Source organism: Rudanella lutea DSM 19387 (assembly GCF_000383955.1).
GTDB classification, from domain to species: Bacteria; Bacteroidota; Bacteroidia; order Cytophagales; family Spirosomataceae; genus Rudanella; species Rudanella lutea.
This window is the reverse complement of sequence record NZ_KB913013.1, coordinates 1127003-1146986: the sequence shown is the minus strand read 5'-3', so window position 1 is coordinate 1146986 and position 19984 is coordinate 1127003. Positions and strand designations below refer to the sequence as shown.

The following is a 19984-nucleotide window of genomic DNA, read 5'->3' as shown; positions in this document are numbered from 1 at the left end:
AGGGGGAGCTAGGCCTTCTAAAAACTACGTTGCAAGGCCTCGATGGACGTAGCCAGATACACCATAGGGGCGTTCCAGTTAATGGCGATTTCGTTGGAGGCATACGAACAATCGGCATCAATAAAGACCTCGTCGGGAATGTTGGATGCGTACCCGGCGCATTTGTCCTGCTGAGCGGCCCGGGCGTTGGTGCCGCCCGACAGCAGCCCCGGCACGGGCTCATCAATTCCATCGGCTACGGATGGTCGGTGATGGGGATGCATCGGCGTTTTGTCGCCAAAACCCGTCAGAAATGAATACCCTACGCCGTTGCGCCCCAACAGATAATCCAGATTGCCGAGGGCCGCTGTCAGATACCGCCGGTTTTTGGTCAGCCGGTACGCCTGAATCAAGGCGATCCCCTGATTGGCGGCTACGGCGCTGCTCCCCCAGATAAAATCGCGTGCCGACTGCCCCATCACGGTTCCGTAAGCCTGCTTGTCGGTACCAGCCAGCAACGAGTCGGCCTGACTAATCAGGTGTCCGTTTATCTTCGGAAGATCGGCTTTGCCACGGGCCGTCAGCTCTTTAGAAAACCGGGCGAGCGAATAATAGGCCAGCGTGCGGACCTGTGCCCACGACGGTAGCGGGGTTTTTGAATCGGCAAACAGATTGACGGCTGTGTAGTACGCGTCGTCTTTGGTGGTCAGGTACAGCTCCGCAGCGGCCCAGATCCACTCGTCGCTCGCGTCGCGGTCGCCGTAGGTGCCCGTGCTGATGTCGGGGTCGAATTGGCGGTTTATGGCGTCCTGATCGTAGAGGGCATTGGGGTGTTGTTTGGCCCAGCCCCACGCCCGAACGGCAGCCACCCGGCATGAGTCGGCAAGGCCCGGCAGCTCGCGCCCAAAGGGTCTGAACACCCGGCTTGCCTGCGCCATCACGGCGGCAAAGTCGAGGGCGGCTGTTACGCTTTTCTGCACCACATACCGTTCTTTAACGGCCTTATCGGGCATCACCATTCCATCGAAACGAGGGTTGGTCAGTTTGTGATACACCCCCCCGTCGGCGGGGTCCTGCATGGTGAGCATCCACCGAAGATTCCAGAGCGACTCATCGAGCAGATCGGGTAAGCGGTTGCCGCTTTCGGGAATATTGGTGTTTAAGACCCGGCTCATGTCCGGGAAGTCTTCATACAGTGAGAGCAGCGTGCCCATCGTAATACCCGAATTGACAATGTACTTGTTGTAGTCGCCCGCGTCGTACCAGCCCAGGGGCGACGAGAGCGTGCTGCCTGCCGGGCGTGTGGCTGAGGCTGCCGACGGGTGCACCAGCACACGCGTGTCGGGGTGGCCCGCCGGGCGGTGCCAGCGTCCGGCGTATTGTTCGGGCAGGTCGATGGCGGTGCGCTGAAAATAAAACCCTTTGAGCGACCCAACGGCTACGTCACGGTGTACGTTGGCCCCGATCTGAAACGGGTACGAGCGGGCCATGCGCCCCACTGCCACCCGGTACGTGCCGGGCGTTTTGAAGGCCGAGAAATCCGCCAGCCGGGTCATGCGCCCCGAAAACTCGTTCCGGCGGGGTTCGCTCAACGGACCTGTAAACAGAACCGTTTTGCCATCGGGTGTTGTGATCTGAAACGTAGATCCGGCGGGTACGTAGGCCGCTTCGCCGATAACCACCGCCACTTTGGGAGCATCCGGGTAGAAACCAATCTGATTGAGCCGGATAGATTCGACAACCGGCTGCGCGGGCGATAGGCCCAGTGTCAGCAGGAAGAGGCAAAGCGAATAGAAACAAAGGCGCATAATGAGTCGGAGGAATAGCTTCAGGATTTGATGATCTTAAGGGTAGAAGCAGTCGTCGACGAAATTATACGTATCAGGTACAGGCCGGGTTCGTCGGAGCCGAGAGGCAGGGCATACCGGATGGTGGGCGTGCGGGGCGTTACTATTTTTTCGGTAAGCAGGCGGCCCCGGCTGTCGAACACGGTCAGGTGCAGGAGTTGCCCCTCTGCCCCCTGAATGTCGAGATTAACGAGACTATCGGCTACGGGGTTGCCCGCTACCGACACCGACCAAGTCGGCTCAAGGCCTGTGAGGAGGGGTTGGGTCGGGGTGCGCCAGTCGGGTAGTTCGTCGCGGGTCAGCACGTCGGCATCGGTAAAAACGGCCTTGAGTAGGTCGTCGGGTTGTTTTTTGATGTAGTCGGCCCCGGTCCAGACGGCAAACCACGACCACCAGGTGGCGAACCCCCGGATGGCGTCGGGGCGGGGGAGGTGCCCACTTTCAGAGAGGGCCACGAGTTTTTTGCCGCTAAACTGGGCCAGAGCTGCTTCCCAGTTGGTGCTGAGGGTAGCGTCCGCAGGGGCGTAAATGTCGAGGCCCACCACGTCGACGTACGCATCGCCGGGGTACCAATCGGTGTTAAAGGCGTCGGTGCCGGTATATACCCAAATGAGGTTGTGGAGGTTGTGGAAGTTTGTCAGGCGGTTGTACAGCAGTTGCCAGAGCTGCCTGAACGGGTCTGCCCCTTTGGCCCCCCACCAGAACCAGCCGCCCGAGGCTTCGTGTAGCGGTCGCCAGAGCACCGGCACGTTGGCGGCCTGGAATTTCTTCAGTTGTTCGGCAATGGCGTCGATGTCGCGCAGGAGTAGCGCGTAGCGCGGTCCGGCCGGGTCGGCGAGGGTTGCGGCCAGGTCGAAGGTAGTGGCCTCGGTATAGAAGCCGCGCCACCACAGTTTGTCAGGGGGCTGATTAATCAGGTCGGTGGGGGCATTCCAGTGCCACATCAGGCTTATGATGCCGCGCCCATCGCCCTTGCGGGCCCACGCAAGGCAAGCTTCACTCGTGCGCAGGGGCCGGGCTCCGTTTTGCACGCGGGTGGGGGAGTAATCGATCAGGTCGAAAGCACCGATCGCGGGCTCTTTGCCGGTTTTTTCGAGGACATACTCCACGTCGTCCTGCTGCCCCGAAATCACTTTGTTGCCATACTGGCTGAGCAGAAACTGGTACAGCCCCACGGTAACCGGGCTGGCGTTCGGGTCAGTCAGGCGGGCGGTAGCGGGTGGGACCGGGCGTTTTACGGTGGTGGGCGTCAGCAGAATGTAGTCAATGTCGAAATAGCCCCACCCCCGGAAAATGGTCAGGCTCACAGGGCCACCCATGAGCAAAAACTTGCCCCCGTCAAAGCGGGCAAACGTAGTGCTGGGCCGGAGCATTCCGCCCGCTTTTTCGGTGTTGATCTGAAAGTCAATGCCTTTTTCGCCGAACGGTGACCGGTAGCCAATCGTGAGTTCGTACAGCCCGGCGGGGGCTGTAAACGACAGGTTGAGTGCGTCGGTGGGGTTGTCGAAGCCGGTCACGTAGCCCGTTCCCGAAAAACCAGCCACGGCCGAGGCCACCTCGACGCCCGACAGTTGGCCGCTTTCCGCTTCGACCCGGATCGGGTTGTTGGCCGTACCCGGTTGGGCGTACAAGTTGAGGCTGAGCAAAACGCCCAGGAAGGCCAAAAAGCGGGTAAAAAAAAGAAGCGAAGAAACCATTTTCATAGCGAGAGTAGCGGCAAAGGGCCTATAAAAACCATCATGAGAGGCCGGGTAGGCCCGACTCATGATGGTTCTGACTAAGGAAAGAGACGATTATTTCACGAGCATGATGTCGTCGAAGTAGAACGTTTCATCCTGCTTGTCGGGCCCCTTGATGCGGAAACCGAGTTGTTTGAGCGTTTTGCCGGGCAACCAGAAATCCATGTCCGAGAGCTTCAGTTTGAAGTACGTCCAGGTATTGGCTTTCACGTCGATCCGGTTGGCTTCTACAAACTCCCCGAAACCGGCCTTGCTGGCGTCGGTGGTGAGGTAGAGCGAGTAATCGGCCGACGCGCCTTTGATCCAGCCGGTTACGTACGTGTACTCGTTGGAGTAGCTGATGGCCGAGGCCGACCAGTTGGCGAAGGCAATCAGGTGCCAGTTGCCTTTCTGGTAGGTTTTGCTCGCCGAGGCCGTCCCGTTGCGGAACTCTTTGGTATTTACCGTGCCCGCATCACCCCACGAACCATCCTGAAAGCCCGTGCCGTAGGTATCGGTGAAGACCTGATACGCCCGATCGACGTTCACAAACTCCTGCCGGGTCCGAATCCGGCCGGTGCCGTTGGTAATGCTGAGCGTACCGCGTGTGAGGGTCGATGCGGGCATCTGAATCACCAGTTGTTTTTTGGTTTTCGAGACAACCGTAGCCGGGTCCGAAATGCCCTTCACCGAGTCGGCAAAGGCCACGGCCGTCACATCATCGAAGTTGTTGCCCGTAATCGTGATGGTCTTGCCCTTCGAGAAGTTGTAATCCGACACGTCGGTAACCGAAGGGTAGGCCAACACCCGGAACGGAATCGAAACGGATTTGCCCGCGCTATTGGTAAACGTGATGTTCTGTACCCCGCCTGCGGCTTCGGTCGGTACCCGGAAAATAAGGGTTTCGGCGGTGTTGAGTGTTGGCTGGAAACCGGCCGGAACGCTCAGTTTTTCAAACACGATGGTGCGGATGTCGCCCAAACCACTGCCTGTGAGGGTTACCACAGCCCCGCTCGCGGCCGAGTCGGGCATAATCTTGGTGGCAACGGGGTTGCCCGGCTGAATCTGCGGGCGTCCGTCTGTATCTTTTTCGCAGCTGCTGAGGCCAAAGCCCGCTAACAGGGTCAGGCTTGCCAGGGGAATGAGTTTATAGAAAGTCATGGTTTGCTTTTTTAACGGGAACACAGATTGGGCGGATTGAATGGATGAAAACGGCTTGCTTCAAATCGGTCTACTCCGTTATATCCGGCCGATCCGTGTTCCAATCCATTACTTGTAATACGGAACAGGGTCTTTGCCCAACGCGGGGGCCTGCACAATTTCGCCGGCCGGAATGGGCAGATACATCTTGTCTTCGGTGAAGTTGGTCAGGTACACCGCCCCGGTGACGGTACCCCGGTTCTGCTTCTCGATGATCGCCTTGGCTTTGGCAAAGCCCTGCCGCTGAATATCGTACCAGTAATCGCCCTCAAACGCAAACTCGACCCGGCGCTCGTGCAGAATATCGTCGTTGGTAATCGAGGTTTTGGGGTTCAGACCCGCCCGTTTCCGTACCTGATTGAGGGCGTCGAGGGCTTTGGCGTCGGAGGTGGAAGCCTGCCCGGCCAGAATAGCCTCGGCATAAATGAGCAGAATATCGGCATAACGCAGCAACACCACGTTGTTGCCTGAGTTTTGTCCCAGCACCGGCTCCCCGCCGAAGCTCTTGCCTGGCCCGGCAAAGTATTTCAGGATGTTCGAGCGGGTAGGGCTCAGGCTGCCGCCTTCTTCAACCGGCTGGAGGGTGTCGTACCGGAAACCGTTGGCCATAAAGGCGTTGTATTTCGGCGCGTTGGCGCGTTGCGGTTTCCAGCTGGGGTTGGTCCAGCCGTGTTCCATCACCGACCATCGCCGACGCAGGTCGCCAAACTCGTACTCTTTCAGCATGTCGAGCGAGGGTACGTACATTTCCCAGGCGTCGGCTTCGGACGTACGCAGGGCACCCGCACCCCGGTCGGGGTTTTTGATGTTGCCCGTACCCCAGGGGTCTTGCGCAAACTGATGCTGAATCGAGAAGATCGACTCGGCATTGTTGTTCATGCTTGCCTTGGTAAACATGCCGTTGTAGTCGCTCACAAGCGTGTATTTGCCAGCGTTGATTACCTCCTCGGCTTTGGTTTTGGCGTTGGCGTAGTCTTTCTGGTACAGGTACAGCTTGGCCATCAGCCCTTTGGCGGCATACTTCGTCACCCGGCCCGGTACGTCCGACTCAGGCAGTCCTTTCTCAGCGGCCTGCAAGTCTTCCAGCGCAAACCGAAGTACGTCTTTCTGGAAATACCGGGGAATGTTGAAGTCACCAGATAGGGCGGTTGCACCCGGATCGGTGATGATCGGGGCGGCCCCCCAGGTGCGGGCGATGTAGAAATATACCAGCCCCCGGATAAAACGGCACTCGGCAATGGCCGGGTCGAGGTAGGCGGCACCTCCCCCGGCGGCTTTCTTTTCCTCGAACGTTTTGATCATCACGTTGGCGTAGCCGATGATCTTGTAAAAAGCGCCCCACGACGCGCCAATGCGTTCGGATGCCGACGAGATCGTAAAGTTCAGATACTCGGTGTCGGTGTAGGTAAACATGTTACCGGCCAGTACGTCGCCGATGGCGTCCTGCGCCCGGCTTTCGTAGTTGCGCCAGGGCAGGCCGCTGTACAGGGTGCTGGTAGCCGCCCGCACTTCGTCGGCATTGTTGTAATAGTTGCCAGTAGTTGTGCCCGACAGCGAGGGCCGCTCTATGAAGCTTTCCTTGCAGCCAGCCAGCAGCAGAGCCGGGGCCAGAAGGGCAGCGTATATGAAGTTTCGTTTCATGATATTTAATGAGTGAAAGAGGTTGTTACGCAGAGATGCGCAGAGTAAGAGGAGATTCACAGAGGTACATGTACTTCTCAGCGTACCTCGCTTTTCTCTGTGTATCTCTGCGTAACAACTCATCATTTTAGAATTGAAGATTCGCGCCGACGGTAAACGTGCGTGGGTTCGGGTAGTGGCCTGCGTCGACGTTCATGAGCTTGATGCTGTTGTTGAACGCGCCGATTTCAGGGTCGTAGCCTGAGTACTTCGTGAAGGTTTTCAGGTTCTGGATCGAACCGTACACCCGTACGTTGGCCACCTTCACCCGGTTGAGTACCGTGCGGGGCAAGCGGTAGCCAATCGTGATGTTCTGAATCCGGGCGTAGGAGGCATCTTCCACGTACCGGTCCGACATAGCCGTGTTGTTTTTGTTCGTGTTCGTAAACCGGGGTAGGGCTCCGTCGGTGTTGTCGGCCGTATAGCGGTCGTTTACAGTCTTGAGCTGATTGGTGTACGCATTGCTCAGCCCTTCCAGCTGCCAGCGCAAAAAGTTAAACGCCTTGGCCCCCTGACTGCCTTGCAGAAACAAAGAGAAGTCGAAGTCGCCGTAGTTGACCGAGTTGGTCAGACCCCAGGTAAACTTGGGTAGTGGGCTGCCAATGTAGGTGTAGTCCTGCGCGTCGATCTTTTTGTCGCCGTTGATGTCGCGGAACCGGATGTCGCCGAGCCAGGTTTCGGTCGGATTCACCTTGTACCCAAACTGCGGCAGGCCCGCGTTCAGCTCCTCCTGCGTGCGGAACAGCCCGTCGGTTACCAGCCCCCAGAACGAGCCCACCGGCCGGCCCGGCGTGGTGTGCGTAACGAGGTAGTTGTTGTAGTAAATCTTGCCGTCGAGGGCCGATGCCGCCGAGGCTGCTTTCTCGTAGCGGTTCGTAAACTGGGTCAGCACGCCGTTGGTCTTCCAGCTGAAGTTGCCTTTTTTGATGTTGGTGGTAGTCAGGCCAATATCAATACCGGTGTTGGTCATGCGGCCGGCGTTGCCCAGCGGAGCTTTCAGGTCGTCCCACTGATCGCCCACCCCGATGAGGTTGGGGCCGGTCAGGAAGATAATCATGTCCGACGTTACTTTCTTGTACACGTCGACCGTAGCATCGATGCGGCCGTTGAGGAAACCGAGGTCAACCCCGACGTTGGTGGTTTTCACCGACTCCCACTTGAGGTTGGGGTTCGGAATGCCATTGATCATGTTCGACGAACCGAAGCCCACCGGGCCTGAGAAAAACTGCACCGCACCCACATAGGCCGGGTTGGGTGCCCCACCGGGGAAGTTCTGATTCCCCACAGCGCCGTAGCCCGCCCGCACTTTGGCATAGCTCAGCACGTTGGCAATTGCGCCTTTCATAAACTCTTCGTTCGAGAGCGTCCAGCCCACCGATACGCCGGGGAAATACCCCCACCGGTTGTTTGGGCCGAAGTTCGACGAGCCGTCGGCCCGGAAACTGGCCGAAATCGAGTACTTATCGCCGTAGGTATAGTTGGCGCGGGCAAACCACGACTCCATGGCCCACTGCCCTTTGCCACCGCTCAGACCCCAGGTGGTTTGGTCGGCACTGCCCGTGTTGAGATCAAAAATGTTGGCCTGCAAGTCGACCTTGGTGCCCGAAATGCCCTGGTAGTACGAGTTCTGCGCCTGATGCCCCACCGTTGCCTGAATACCGTGTTTGCCCACGTACTTGTTGTAGGTCAGGTAGTTGGTAAGCGACCAGTAGTAGCTGTCGGACCGCGAGTCGATCAGTTTGCTCCGAAATGAGGTGCTGCCTACGTTGCCGGCCTTCTGGAAAGCCACGTTGTTGTCCTGCCCGAGTGAGTACGAAAGCTCGTTGCGCAGCGAGAGGTCTTTCAGGATTTGCAGCTCGGCGTAGAGGCTACCAAAAATGTTGTTGGTGGTTTTGGTGTTGCCCCGGAACTGACTGTTGCCTACAAGGTTGGCCCCGAAGTACTGCACCCCGCCCACGGTTTGGCCACCGCCCCAGCTGCCGTCGAGGTTCTTCACGGGCGTGAGTGGGCTTGTTGAGGCTCCCCACCAGATGGTTCCTTCGGCGGCATCGGCCAATGACACGTTCTGGATACTGCGCGACACGTTGGCGCTGATTCCCACCTTGGCCCAACTTTTGAGTTGGCTGTCGAGGCTAAACCGCGACGCGTACCGCTTGAAATCAGAACCGAGCAGAATCCCCTTGTTGTCGAAATAGTTGAGCGAGAGGTAGTAGGTCGTTTTGTTCTGCCCACCCGAAAAACTCAGTTGGTGGTTGTTGATTTTGCCGCGTTGAAACATGGCCTCCTGCCAGTCGGTACCCTCGCCGAGCAGGTCGGGGTTCCGAAACTCGTCGGCCACGGGGTTGCCAATAATCGGCAAAACCTCGTTCTGGTACCGGGCAAAGTCGCGCAGGTTCATCAGGTCGAGCCGTTTGGCCACTTCCGACACCCCCGTGTACATTTCGTAGTTGATTTTTCCCTCGCCCTGCTTGCCTTTTTTGGTGGTCACGAGAATCACCCCATTGGCCGCCTGCGACCCATAAATGGCCTGAGCCGAGGCATCTTTCAGTACGTCGATGCTCTCAATATCGTTGGGGTTGAGCATGGCCATCACCGAGTTGCCGGTCTGCCCATCGCTGCCGCCCAGCCCGGCATAGCCAGAGCTTGAGGAGGTGTTGCCGCCCACAAACGGCACGCCATCAATCACAAACAGCGGGTCGTTGCTGTTGATCGAGGTAACCCCGCGTACCTTCACCGATACGCCACCGCCCGGCTGCCCGCCGTTGCTCGTAACGGTTACCCCGGCGGCTTTGCCCTGCAACAACTGATCGATACCAGCGGCCGGAATATCTTTCAGCTCGGTGGCTTTGATCGTTGTGATCGACGAAGTCACGTCCGAGCGTTTGGCCGTACCGTAGCCGATGACCACCACCTCGTCCAGCGACTGATCGCCGGTTTGGAGCGTGATGTTGAGGGTGGTGCGGCTACCGACTTCCACCTCCTGGGTTTTCATACCGATAAAGGAGAACACCAATACCTTGGCCCCCTCGGGCATGTTGATCGAGAAAGCCCCGTTTACGTCGGTGGTTGTTCCGATCTGCGTTCCTTTTACCGACACGGTTGAGCCGGGTAGGCCAACGCCTTTTTCGTCGGATACGGTACCCCGTATGAGCGCCTGCACGTCGGCCGGTGCATTGCGTTTGGCCGGGTTCACCGCTTTGGTGGTGGCCAGTGCCGCCCGATTCGGATCGAGGGCGGCCCGGGCTGATGGACGTTCCTGCGCGTAGGCCGTCAGCCAACAGCTCAACAGAACGGTACCCGTAAGCACATGTTTCTTCATGAGTGGTAATTGTGTTTGAAATAGTAAGGTGATAGGGGTAGTAGATAATTTGGTGTGTATGAGCCCCGCCTACCGCCGGGGGCCGGTTGATTTACTCGGGTATGGATTCGGTTTTTAGAAGCCGGGGTATGGGCAGCGAAATCATGACCGAGGTGCCCCGTTGCGGTTCGCTCTGCCACATGACCTGCCCGCCGAGGTAGTTAATGCGCGACTTGATATTAGTGATACCGTTGCCCCGGGTCGGAACTTCCGGAAACTCGGCCCCCCGCCCGTCGTCGTCGACGCTAATCAGCAGGGTTTCGTCGTTGGCCATAATCTGAACCGTAATTTGCCCAGCCTGTGCGTGTTTCAGGGCGTTGTTGAGCAACTCCTGCACCACCCGGTACAGCATCACCGAAGCCTCGTCGCCCAGCGGGGGTAGCTCGCCGTAATGCTCCAGAATAAGCCGCGTTTCGTTGACCAGATTAAGCTTTTGGACCAGGTCTTCGAGGGCCGGAATAAGCCCAAACGTGGTGAGCGTGTAGGGTCGTAAGTTGCTCGATACCAGCCGGGTTTCGGTACAGGCTTCGTCGAGAAACTGGTTGAGCGGCTCTTTAACCGAGTTGGGTAACTGCTCCTGATGCGCTTCGACAAAGAGTTTGATGCGCGAGAGCTGAATGCCCAGGCCGTCGTGCAAATCGCGGGCAATCCGGCTCCGTTCGCCTTCCTGCCCCTCAATCATGGCCCGCAGCGATTTCAGTTCGAGTTGCCGGATCTGCTGCTGGGCAATTACCGACTGCTGGTGGGCAATCAGTTTCTGCTGACGGCGCAGAAAGATCAGGGCTACTACCCCCAAAACGCTAATGATCAGAATAATGGCCAAGGTTGTGTTGAGTAGTCGCTGATGTGCACTTTGCTGTTCAACCAGCTGTTTTTCAATTTCAAGGGTTTTGATCTGACTGTCCAGCTCCTGTAACCGAATGCTTTTGGTTTGCTCCGAAAGGTAAAACTCATCGGCAAAGTCGAGCGCCCGCAGCGAGGCCTCGTAGGCCTGCTTGTAGTTGCCCATGCTCGAATAGCTGGTGGCCGAGTGCTTGGCCAGTTCGCGGAGCATCCCGACGTTATTTTCCGACCGGGCCAGGGTTACGCTTTGCTCGTAGGCTTTCAGAGCCGCCTGCGGGTTGTTCTTAAACTGTTCGACAATGCCGAGGTAAAAATGATTGAGCGCAATGAGCCAGTTGATATTCAATTGCTTAGCCAGAATCAGGCTCCGGCTGGCATAGTACTGCGCCGAGTCGGGCTTTTTGAGTTGCGAATACGTGTTGGCCAACAGATTCTGCGCAAACGCCTGAAAGTACGTCTGTTTGTTGGCGGCACTCAGTTGCTCTACCTCGCGCAGCCGGGTGGCCAGCCCGGCCGGAATCGGTACTTTTTTCTGGTCGATGTTGGCCAGCCCCAGCCGGCATTCGATGATTTTGGGCAGGTTTCGGACGCGCCTGAAGTATTGGAGCGCCTTGGTCAGGTATTTCTCTGCCGACGACTGCATAAAGTAGTCGTGCGTGTAGTAGTCGCCAATCACCAGATGCTGTTGGTAGTACCCCAGCGAGTCGCCCGCCAGACTGTAGTATTTGAGTCCGTTGAAATAGGCATCCATGGTGTACTTGTTGTAACCAAACTGTTGGTGATAGAGGTACCCCAGCTGCTCGTACGACTGAGCCGCCCTGGCATACTGTTTATCGCCCAGAAACCGGTTTATCGCTCTCTTGACACTATCGATGCGGACCGAGTCGGCCCGGCCGAGTGCCTGACCGGCGCTCAGCATCAGACCCAGATAAAGCCAGAGAACCCTATCCATGTTGTCGGTTAATCAATGTACTGCATTTCCATGGCGTTCTTGATGAGCAGGGCCGTATTGGGTACGCCGAACTTCATCAGGAGGCTGCTGCGGTGAAATTCGACGGCCTTGGAGCTGACAAACAGCTGATTAGCCATTTGCTGGGTGGTGAGGCCCTGTGCAATCAGGGCCAGCACCTCCGACTCGCGCGGGGTCAGGTTGGGTCGCAACCCCGCCCCCGACGTAGCCTTTCGGCTCCGTGGCTCATCGTTAAGAAGTATATGGGTTATGGTTTCGTTGAAATACTGTTTCTCGCCGTGTACCGTCAGAATAGCCTGAAGCAATTCGGTTTTTGTGGTGTTTTTCAACAGGTACCCCTTCACGCCTTTTTTCACCACCCGCTTAATCAGGCTGGCGTCGTCGTGCATGGTTAGGGCAATCACTTTTATGTGTGGATATAGTCGATTAATCTGTTCGCAAAGCCCAAGGCCATCGTCGATGTGCGGAAACGAAATATCGAGCAACACGACATCAACTGGGTTCGCCTGCAATGATGCGAGCGCCGACGCTACGGTGAAGCAACGTTGGGTCACGGCAATCTCCGACGAGCCCGACAACAGCGACTCAATCCCTTCGACAAACACATTATGATCGTCGGCGATCAACACCCGTATCATGAATTCGATTAATTACCCACTGATGGGGTCCGGCAGGCGGATTTGATCAATGGTGGTTAAAGGTTTTGGGTAACTAAACCCCAAAATTAGTTAACGTTCAGGACGTATGCTCTCTTGTTCAACTGAGGCCCAATAGTTTTACCTATTCGGGGCTCTTTTATTGAACTTTGTTAAGCAAAATTAGGACGGAAAGGGCGGTCGGGGGAATAGGGTAAACCCCAATTTTCCGAAAACTTAGGGTTTACCCTATAGCCTTAGTAGCGTAAAAAAGGCCCTCTCTCAGGGCCTTTTTTACGCTAAAATAAGGTGAGCTATAGACAAAGTTTTCTAAAGCAATTCGTTTATAAGTAAAAGCTGACGCCAGCTGACCGGTCTGCCATTTTCCATAATTCACGTTAAAACAGGCGCAATTAGGGGCTGGTGTGAGCGTTTTCGTTCGGACTCAGGCCGTTATTTCAAGCCGGTTTAGTTCGGGGTCGAGCACTACGCTTTCGTAGTAGCCGTCGCCGGTGCGCCGGGGTTCACCCGCAATGGTGTACCCATCGGCCCGGAGCCGCTCGGTGAGGGCATCCACGTCGGCCTCGCTCCCGACCGAGATGGCCAAGTGAATCAGACCCGTAAACTGCACCAGCGGGTCGTTTTGCGAGTCGGGAATGCCCGGCATCTGCATCAGTTCGAGCCGCGGCCCACCGTCGGGAAACGACAGAAAGTACGACGAAAACCCTTTGCGGGCGTTGGTGTATTTGTCGTTGGGAACCGCTCCGAAATACGTCTGGTAGAACGCCCGCATTCCCTCAAGGTCGCGCACCCAAATGGCTATGTGTTCAATGCTCATAGGGCAAATATGGTCTATTTACAGTCTCGGTTCACACCGAAGCGGTCAATCGGGAAAAGAGTTGGTTCCAGTCTTGCACAAACCGCCCTATTCCGAACCGGGTGCGGGCCAGTTGTTGCGCATTGGCCCCCATTCGAATGGCCTCGTCGGGGTGGTCAATGAGGTACTGCATCCGGTCGGCCAGCACATCGGGGTCGTTGGCAACAAACCCGTGCACCCCGTTCTCGATCACCGTTGGTAACTCGGTAGTTGCCAGAGCCACAACCGGCATCCCGATGGTCATGGCCTCGATCACGGCCAACGGCAGGCTGCTGTACCGCATCGGGCTGAACAGAAACCGGTAGTTGGCTACCGTACGGTGCAGGTCGCGGTAGTGAATTTCGCCCAGCCCGCCAATGGCCCCGGCATCCATCCCGACGGTGGTGAGGGGCACGCGTTTGCGGAGGGTTTCGAACAGGTCATACCCGGCAATCCGGCCCCGGTGCTGCATGTTGTTGATCACACAAATCCCTTCGGCCCGCTGCCCGGTGTACTGCACCGTGGGGTCAATGGCCACACTGTGCTCGATGACCTGTGCGGGAGCCTGCCCGTTGTCCCACATGAGTCGGTTATACTGCGTTACATGTACCAGTTGCACGCCGGGGTCACCAGAGGCCGGGTGCAGCGTGTGTGTCGGGTGCGGTTCGGGGGTGTTATGCTCCAGATAAATACCCGGCAACTGCCGCTGCGCTTCCGACAGGATCTCGAATCTGTCGATGGTGTAATTCTTCGGAGTCTGGTAGATAATCAGGTTCAGGTCGAGGTCCTTAATCCGGTCGGCGGGCACCTCGCGCACGTAATCGGGCAGGGTAGAGCCTTCTCCCCGGCCAATGTACCCCTCCGCCCGGTCGGGCCGGACGGGGAGGTACCAATTGTGTTCGGTTTGGGTAATGGCCGTGAGATAGGCACCGTGAATGTGCCAGATCAGAATGTTCAGTTTCATGGTTTCGCTAACGTTTGAGTAATGATGCGGGGCAGGCCCGCCGGCTACAGTTTGCCGAGAGATCGCCAGAGGGCGAGTTCGTCGGCAAAGCGGTTGTTGATGACCGTGCAGGTCGTGTCGATGCGTAGGGTAGGTCGGGTTTTGGGGTTGTAAGCGGGCCATGCGGGGCCACCCTGAAGGCTCGGTTTACCGGTGCGGGCAAAAGAGGTCCAGAGTTCGGCAAAGTGGCGCGAGGCTGCAAAGCGTTCGGGCCGGTTGCCCCCGAAAAAGCTCTCGCGCGGTGGCGACCCATCGCGGGGCATAATCTCGTTGTTGAACTTAAACGAAATATCCATGGCGTGCGGGGTGCCCATGGCGTAGTCGGTGCCAGGTACTTTTTTTTCTGACTTATACCCAAAATTGTAGAGGTACACCGGAGCCCCGCCCTGCTTGGCTTTTTTCTCCGCAATATCCACCGATCCAAGGCCCATCATGGTGATGGACGAAATAGCCACGAAAATATCCGGGGCCGATGCGTTGGGGTTAGCTTTGCGGTAGGTATCCACAATTTTTTGGGCGTCGGTCCCGTAGGTGGGTTCCAGCTTGGCAGGCAGCGAGTCGAAGGTCAGTTTGGCGAAGTCGGTGTCTTTACGTTCCCAGGCAAAAAACGTGTATTCGTCTTCGTTCCAGCCCACCAGCAGGGGTTTGTTGCGCGAAATAGCCGGGGCTTTGGGATCGAACGGATGCTGCGGTAGAGCCACTCCATCCACCACCGGCCCGAAGCCGCCCGCTTTCCGGTCCATAGGCGGTTTGGCGTTGTTTTTTTCCAGGAATGGGGCCACAAAAGGCAGTTTGGTTTGAATCGCCAGCAAGTCGGCGGCCGGTACGTCGAGCAGCTTTCGCCAGTCTTTAGGGGCAATGTTCAGCTCGTGCAACAGCCGGGCCGTAGCCTCAGCGGCTACGTCTTTGGTCGTCATACGGACACCCGGCCCGCTTTCGATCGAGGCCTTGTTGAAATACGGAGCGGCCGAGGGCATGGTGTACAGGCAGGCCGTTTTTGCCCCACCACCCGACTCGCCCCAGATCATCACATTGGCCGGGTCGCCCCCGAATCGGGCAATATTTTCGTGTACCCATTTCAGCCCGTCGACAATGTCGAGCATCCCCATGTTGCCCGACCCGGCATAGTCGGAGCCTGCCAGTTCGTCGAGGTACAGAAAACCGAGCAACCCCAGCCGGTGGTTTGTTTCCACCACGACCACGTCGAAGTTACGGGCCAGATTGGCCCCATCCTGACTCGCCGACGCGCCCGAGCCAATCACGAATCCACCCCCGTGGTTGTAAAACATGACCGGCCGTTTACGATTGTCGTTGGCGGGTGTCCAGACGTTCAAAAACAGGCAGTCTTCGCTCGGGGTCGGTTCGTTCCGGCGGGGTGCCTGTATGGCGGGTGGGCCTACCTGAAGAGCATCGCGCACGCCTGTCCAGGGCTCCAGCGGGGCGGGTCGCCGAAACCGGCGATCGCCCGAAACCCGACCACCGTAGGGTATGCCCTTGAATATATTGACGCCATCCTGACGCACGCCCCGAATCCGGCCGTAGGCGGTGTCGGTCTGGATAAATTCGTCGGCTTTACCCGTGTGCGCCATACCAAGCGAGGGCAGGGAGAGGGCGGAGGTAGTCAGGGCGAGTTGTGCCAGAAAATCTCTTCGGTGAATGGGGTTCATGGAATAAAAGGTTACGCGTGCAGGCTTGTTTCTGGAAGCGAAAAAGGGCGGTAATCTAATTCTTTCGGCTCCGTAATACTGGAAGTGGTAGACCACCCCCTAACCCGGAACGCCGGACCGCCCTCCTTGAACTAAGGGTGGGGGAAGCTTTCAGGCAAACTAGAGAGTCATAAAATGACGTGAATTTTGGTTTCAGTACTGGACATTCGGACTTCAGATACTGGACGTTAGACTTACTATCTTTATAGAGGGAGGTCTAACGTCTAATGTCCAACATCTAATGTCCAGTACTGAGAATTTTGGTTTGACTTTTATAGCAGCTGGTTGACCCTATTCCGAACAAGCGATAGCAGCCGGTCGGCGATGGTGGTGGGGGTAGCATCGGCCTCCCGAACGGCGTGGTGTCGATGGGTAGCCAGCGGTGCCCACTCAGCGGGGTCGGCGGAGGTGAAAATCACCACGCTGGGTACCTGACAGGCCGCAGCCAGGTGCGATACGCCCGTATCGTTGCTCACAAGTCCGCCCGAATGCCGGAGCACAGCCGCCAGTGTGGGTAAGTCGGTTTGGCCGGTCAAATCAACCGCCCGTTGGTGCATGTGTTGCTGTACTGTCTGGGCAATGGTGGCTTCCGCCTGGGTGCCGGTCAGGACAACGGTTAGCCCTGCCGTTGCCAGCCGGTCGGCCACATGGGCAAACTGCTCTGCGGGCCAGCGTCGGCCCGAAATACCACCAGCGTGTACGCAGACGTACGGCCCACGGAGGGCGTTCAGGGCGTCGGGTAGGGGAGAATCCGTTGGGGTGGGTGGGAACTCCAGTTCGTAGCCCGCGGCCGGTAAGCCCAGAAATTCCATGAGTCGCTCGTGCCGGATTACCTCGTGCTCAGGTTGGGGGTAGGGCATCCAGAGGTCGGGACTTCCCATTCGTTCGGCGGGCAGGTGCTGAGGGTAGTACCCGGCCACCAGCCGGGCTCCGAACAGGCTCAGCATGGCGTTGACAAACGTGCCGTTACCTTGCATCTGAAGGGCAATGTCCCACTCGCGGGCTTGCATCTGGGTGAGAAAGGCTACCGTTTTTGCCGGGTCAACAGGCTGCTCCGGTAAGCCAGGCCAACCCGGAAACGGGATGAATTCGTCGAAGTACGCCGGAAAAAGCTTTACAAACTCGGCCGCCCAGGGTAGGCTAAGCAGGGCAATATGAGCCTCGGGAAACGCTTGGCGTAACGCCCGAAACGCCGGAACCGCACACAGCAGGTCGCCGAGTTTGAGCGCCCGAAATATTACAATCCGTTGCGGGGGAGCTTGCAGCAGACGGGTAAGTGTGTTCATTGAGTAAAAGTTGGTTGTGGGGTTTGTGTGTTGGGGACGCTGCCAGTAGCTACTCACCAGAACCAGACCCGGTGTTTGGCCGACCCGTACAACCGCCAGTACACCGATAGAAAAGGCGTTACAGCGCTGACAAGGGCGTTGCGCGGCAATTGGTCGGCGGGTTGGCCAGCCTGCCGTCGGGCCGTTAGTAGGGCGGTCAAGGCCAGCCAGCTTAGGCCACCCGCCCGCATCAGCGCCCGGTTGCCTACGGCTGCTCCACCAGCGGCCAGTATGGCACTACCCACCGCACCATAGTAGGTAGCCACCAGCCCCCGGTACTGCGGAATGCGCTCGCGAAACAAATGGGGGTAGCGTTTGTAGAGCAGGGCGTCGTACTGGTTTTTGCGCTCGTTACGCATTGGGGCCTGCCAACCTGTGGGTTCCAGCGGGTGCACAATCACGGCATCGGGGCAGGGTTCAATCGAAATTCCGGCTTCCAGTAGGGCAAACTGAAGGGCGCTGTCTTCGCGCCAGGCCATATCAAACGACTCATCGAATCCGCCCACCCGCTCCAGCGCCGACCGCATACAGAAGCAGTTAGCTGTCACAAACTCGGCCGATTGGAGCAGGGCGGTGGTACGATCGTGGGCCGTGGGCTGGTTGGGGAGGGGCATAATCACCCGGCCCGTCAGCACGGTGGCCCCGGCTTCGAACCCCTCATTGGCTGCTGCCAGCCAGCCCGGTTGCGGAATACAGTCATCGTCGGTAAAGGCGATGATGCACCCCTCGGCAGCCTGCCAGCCCCGGTTGCGGGCTGCGGCCGGACCCCGGCGTTGTACCTGCCGCAAATACCGAATGGTAAGTCCGGTGGCTTCGGTAGCAGCATCGACGATATCGGCGGTGGCCAACTCGTTGCCATCGTCGACAACCAGAACTTCGAATGCATCGTGGGCAAATGTTTGTTTGCCGAGGGCATTCAGGCAACGTTGTAGCAGGTGCGGTCGCCGAAACGTCGGAATCACAACGGATATAAGAGGTGTCATGGAGCAGCGGTGAAACGTGGGCAGTAACGCAGTTATTCGTACAACGGCATAAACTCTTTGGAAACTGCTTCGCTCTGACGGGCGAAAGCGGTGCCGGTTTTTACGAGCATAAACGACCCAATCACGAGTGCATCGAGCGGGGAGGTCCAGAATGACTCAATGGCGTCGCGGGGGGAGCATACAACCGGTTCGCCCCGGGTGTTAAACGAGGTGTTGATGAGCACGGGCACGCCTGTTCGACGTTCAAACGCCTTCAGAAGGGCGTAGTAGGGCCCATTTTGCCGGGCGTTTACCGTCTGAATCCGGGCGGTCCCGTCGGTATGAGTTACGGCCGGGATGTCGTCGCGTCGTTCGGGTCTCACATCGTTCACAAACAACATGAAAGCGTTCGGGGTAGACGCACCGGAGGCAGACGGACGGATATTCAGAAAATAGCGGTCGGCGGCTTCTTCGAGCACTACGGGGGCTACCGGCCGGAAATCTTCCCGGTCTTTGAGATCATTAAGTTTGGCCTGCATCTCGGCCGGAAACGGCGGGGCCAGAATAGATCGGGCACCGAGGGCCCGTGGCCCAAACTCCATCCCCTGCTGAAACCACCCAATAATATGCCCCTCGGTCAGATAGTCAGCGACTTCATCGGCTACGTTTTCGAGCCGCCGGTACGGGAGCTTCGACCACTGCAAAAACCGTTCAATATCAGCGTCGGAGTAAGCCGGGCCCAGGTACACGTGCTCCATCTGGTAGGCGCGGGTGTCGGTTTGTCGCTGCTGGGCGTCGATGTGCAGAGCCGCCCCCAGGGCCGTACCGGCGTCGCCCGCGGCTGGCTGAATCCAGATGTTCCGAAAAGGGCCCTCGTCGCGCAGCCGGGCATTCATTACGCAGTTGAGGGCCACCCCACCCGCCAGGCACAGGGTATCGGCGCCCGTGCGTTGGTGAAGCCACCCGATCAGGTGCAACACGGTTTCTTCGAGCACCTGTTGCAGCGAATGGGCGATGTCGAAATGAAGCTGGGCGAGGTCGCTCCCTTTGTCGCGAGCTGGCCCGAACTGAGCCACAAAATCGGGTTTGTCGATGGTGTATTGCCCCTCGGGGCCGAGGTGAATGAGGCTTCGGAAATAGTCGGTGTAGCGGGGTTGGCCAAACGAGGCCAGCGCCATCACTTTGTACTCGTCCGACGAACGCAGGAAGCCCAGGTATTCGGTCATGTCCTCGTACAAAAGGCCCAGCGAATGGGGGAGTTTCACCTCGCCGATGAGGTCAAGCCTGTTGCCTTCGCCGAGCCAGTAGCTGGTCGTGGCCGTTTCGCCCCGCCCGTCGATCACCAGCACGGCGGCTTTGGTGTATGGGCTGGGTAAAAAAGCACTGGCTGCGTGCGCCAGGTGGTGATTCACAAAATGCCACGGCCCGAGCGTGGAAAGCGTGGCTCCCCGGAATCGTTTGGCCAGGTGAAGCGGCACGCCATCGACAAGGTGGCCGGGCGCATTCAGAATCGAAGCCAGAAACAGGCCTTCGTAGGGGTTTTGCCAATTGTCGCCCGTATGGTTGGGGTTCATGAGCTGCCCAATGGCTTCGGGGCGAAACGGAATCCGGACAGTGAGCGTATCCGATTGCCCGCCCAGCAATGGCTCCGGGTCGAACGAATAGGCAATATGATCGACGTCGGTGAGTTGAATGCCGGCCTTTCGAAGGCAAAAATCAATGGCGTGGTAGGGTAGCTCCCAGGTCGAAAAAGGCACCGGTCGTTTGCCGTGCTTGATGTGGGTGAACCGCTCTTCTTCGGCAGCGGCCAGTACCACCCCGTCGCAGACAAGGACCGCAGCCGGGTCATGAAAAGCCGCGTTGATTCCTAAAGTGTACATAACGTTGGCGGGTCGAACCCGC

13 protein-coding genes are annotated in these 19984 nt (G+C 57.9%); all 13 read right to left on the bottom strand.

Going from position 1 to position 19984, the window contains the following annotated elements; translation table 11 throughout:
- Positions 1-17: 17 nt before the first annotated feature.
- The gene (locus RUDLU_RS0105015) at positions 18-1787 is read right to left on the bottom strand and encodes a glycoside hydrolase family 9 protein (RefSeq protein WP_019987259.1); all 1770 of its coding nucleotides are present in this window, start codon (positions 1785-1787) and stop codon (positions 18-20) included.
- A gap of 20 nt (positions 1788-1807) precedes the next feature.
- Positions 1808-3523: a glycosyl hydrolase gene (locus RUDLU_RS0105010; RefSeq protein ID WP_044129918.1), complete on the bottom strand. Its 1716-nt coding sequence runs from the start codon at positions 3521-3523 to the stop codon at positions 1808-1810.
- Positions 3524-3619: 96 nt separating this feature from the next.
- Positions 3620-4705 (bottom strand): IPT/TIG domain-containing protein, encoded by a 1086-nt coding sequence (locus RUDLU_RS0105005; RefSeq protein WP_027302771.1) that lies wholly within the window; start codon positions 4703-4705, stop codon positions 3620-3622.
- Between the two features lie 108 nt (positions 4706-4813).
- Positions 4814-6385, bottom strand: a complete 1572-nt coding sequence (locus tag RUDLU_RS0105000; protein WP_019987257.1) for a RagB/SusD family nutrient uptake outer membrane protein — start codon at positions 6383-6385, stop codon at positions 4814-4816.
- 127 nt (positions 6386-6512) lie between these two features.
- A complete protein-coding gene (locus tag RUDLU_RS0104995; RefSeq protein ID WP_019987256.1) occupies positions 6513-9743 on the bottom strand; it encodes a SusC/RagA family TonB-linked outer membrane protein in 3231 nt (1076 codons plus the stop codon).
- Between the two features lie 91 nt (positions 9744-9834).
- Entirely contained in the window at positions 9835-11577 is a 1743-nt protein-coding gene (locus RUDLU_RS0104990; protein ID WP_019987255.1) for a tetratricopeptide repeat-containing sensor histidine kinase, read from the bottom strand.
- Between the two features lie 8 nt (positions 11578-11585).
- Entirely contained in the window at positions 11586-12233 is a 648-nt protein-coding gene (locus RUDLU_RS0104985; protein ID WP_019987254.1) for a response regulator transcription factor, read from the bottom strand.
- 442 nt (positions 12234-12675) lie between these two features.
- Complete coding sequence (locus RUDLU_RS0104980; protein WP_019987253.1) at positions 12676-13068, bottom strand: VOC family protein; 393 nt, start codon at positions 13066-13068, stop codon at positions 12676-12678.
- Between the two features lie 31 nt (positions 13069-13099).
- Positions 13100-14050, bottom strand: a complete 951-nt coding sequence (locus tag RUDLU_RS0104975; RefSeq protein WP_019987252.1) for a glycosyltransferase — start codon at positions 14048-14050, stop codon at positions 13100-13102.
- 44 nt (positions 14051-14094) lie between these two features.
- On the bottom strand, positions 14095-15756 hold the full coding sequence (locus RUDLU_RS0104970; protein ID WP_019987251.1) for a carboxylesterase/lipase family protein: 1662 nt from the start codon (positions 15754-15756) through the stop codon (positions 14095-14097).
- A 311-nt stretch (positions 15757-16067) separates the two neighbouring features.
- Positions 16068-17081: a glycosyltransferase family 9 protein gene (locus RUDLU_RS0104965; protein WP_019987250.1), complete on the bottom strand. Its 1014-nt coding sequence runs from the start codon at positions 17079-17081 to the stop codon at positions 16068-16070.
- Between the two features lie 53 nt (positions 17082-17134).
- The gene (locus tag RUDLU_RS0104960; RefSeq protein WP_027302770.1) at positions 17135-18103 is read right to left on the bottom strand and encodes a glycosyltransferase family 2 protein; all 969 of its coding nucleotides are present in this window, start codon (positions 18101-18103) and stop codon (positions 17135-17137) included.
- A 32-nt stretch (positions 18104-18135) separates the two neighbouring features.
- The gene (locus RUDLU_RS26975; protein ID WP_019987248.1) at positions 18136-19962 is read right to left on the bottom strand and encodes a carbamoyltransferase family protein; all 1827 of its coding nucleotides are present in this window, start codon (positions 19960-19962) and stop codon (positions 18136-18138) included.
- Between the last annotated feature and the right edge of the window lie 22 nt (positions 19963-19984).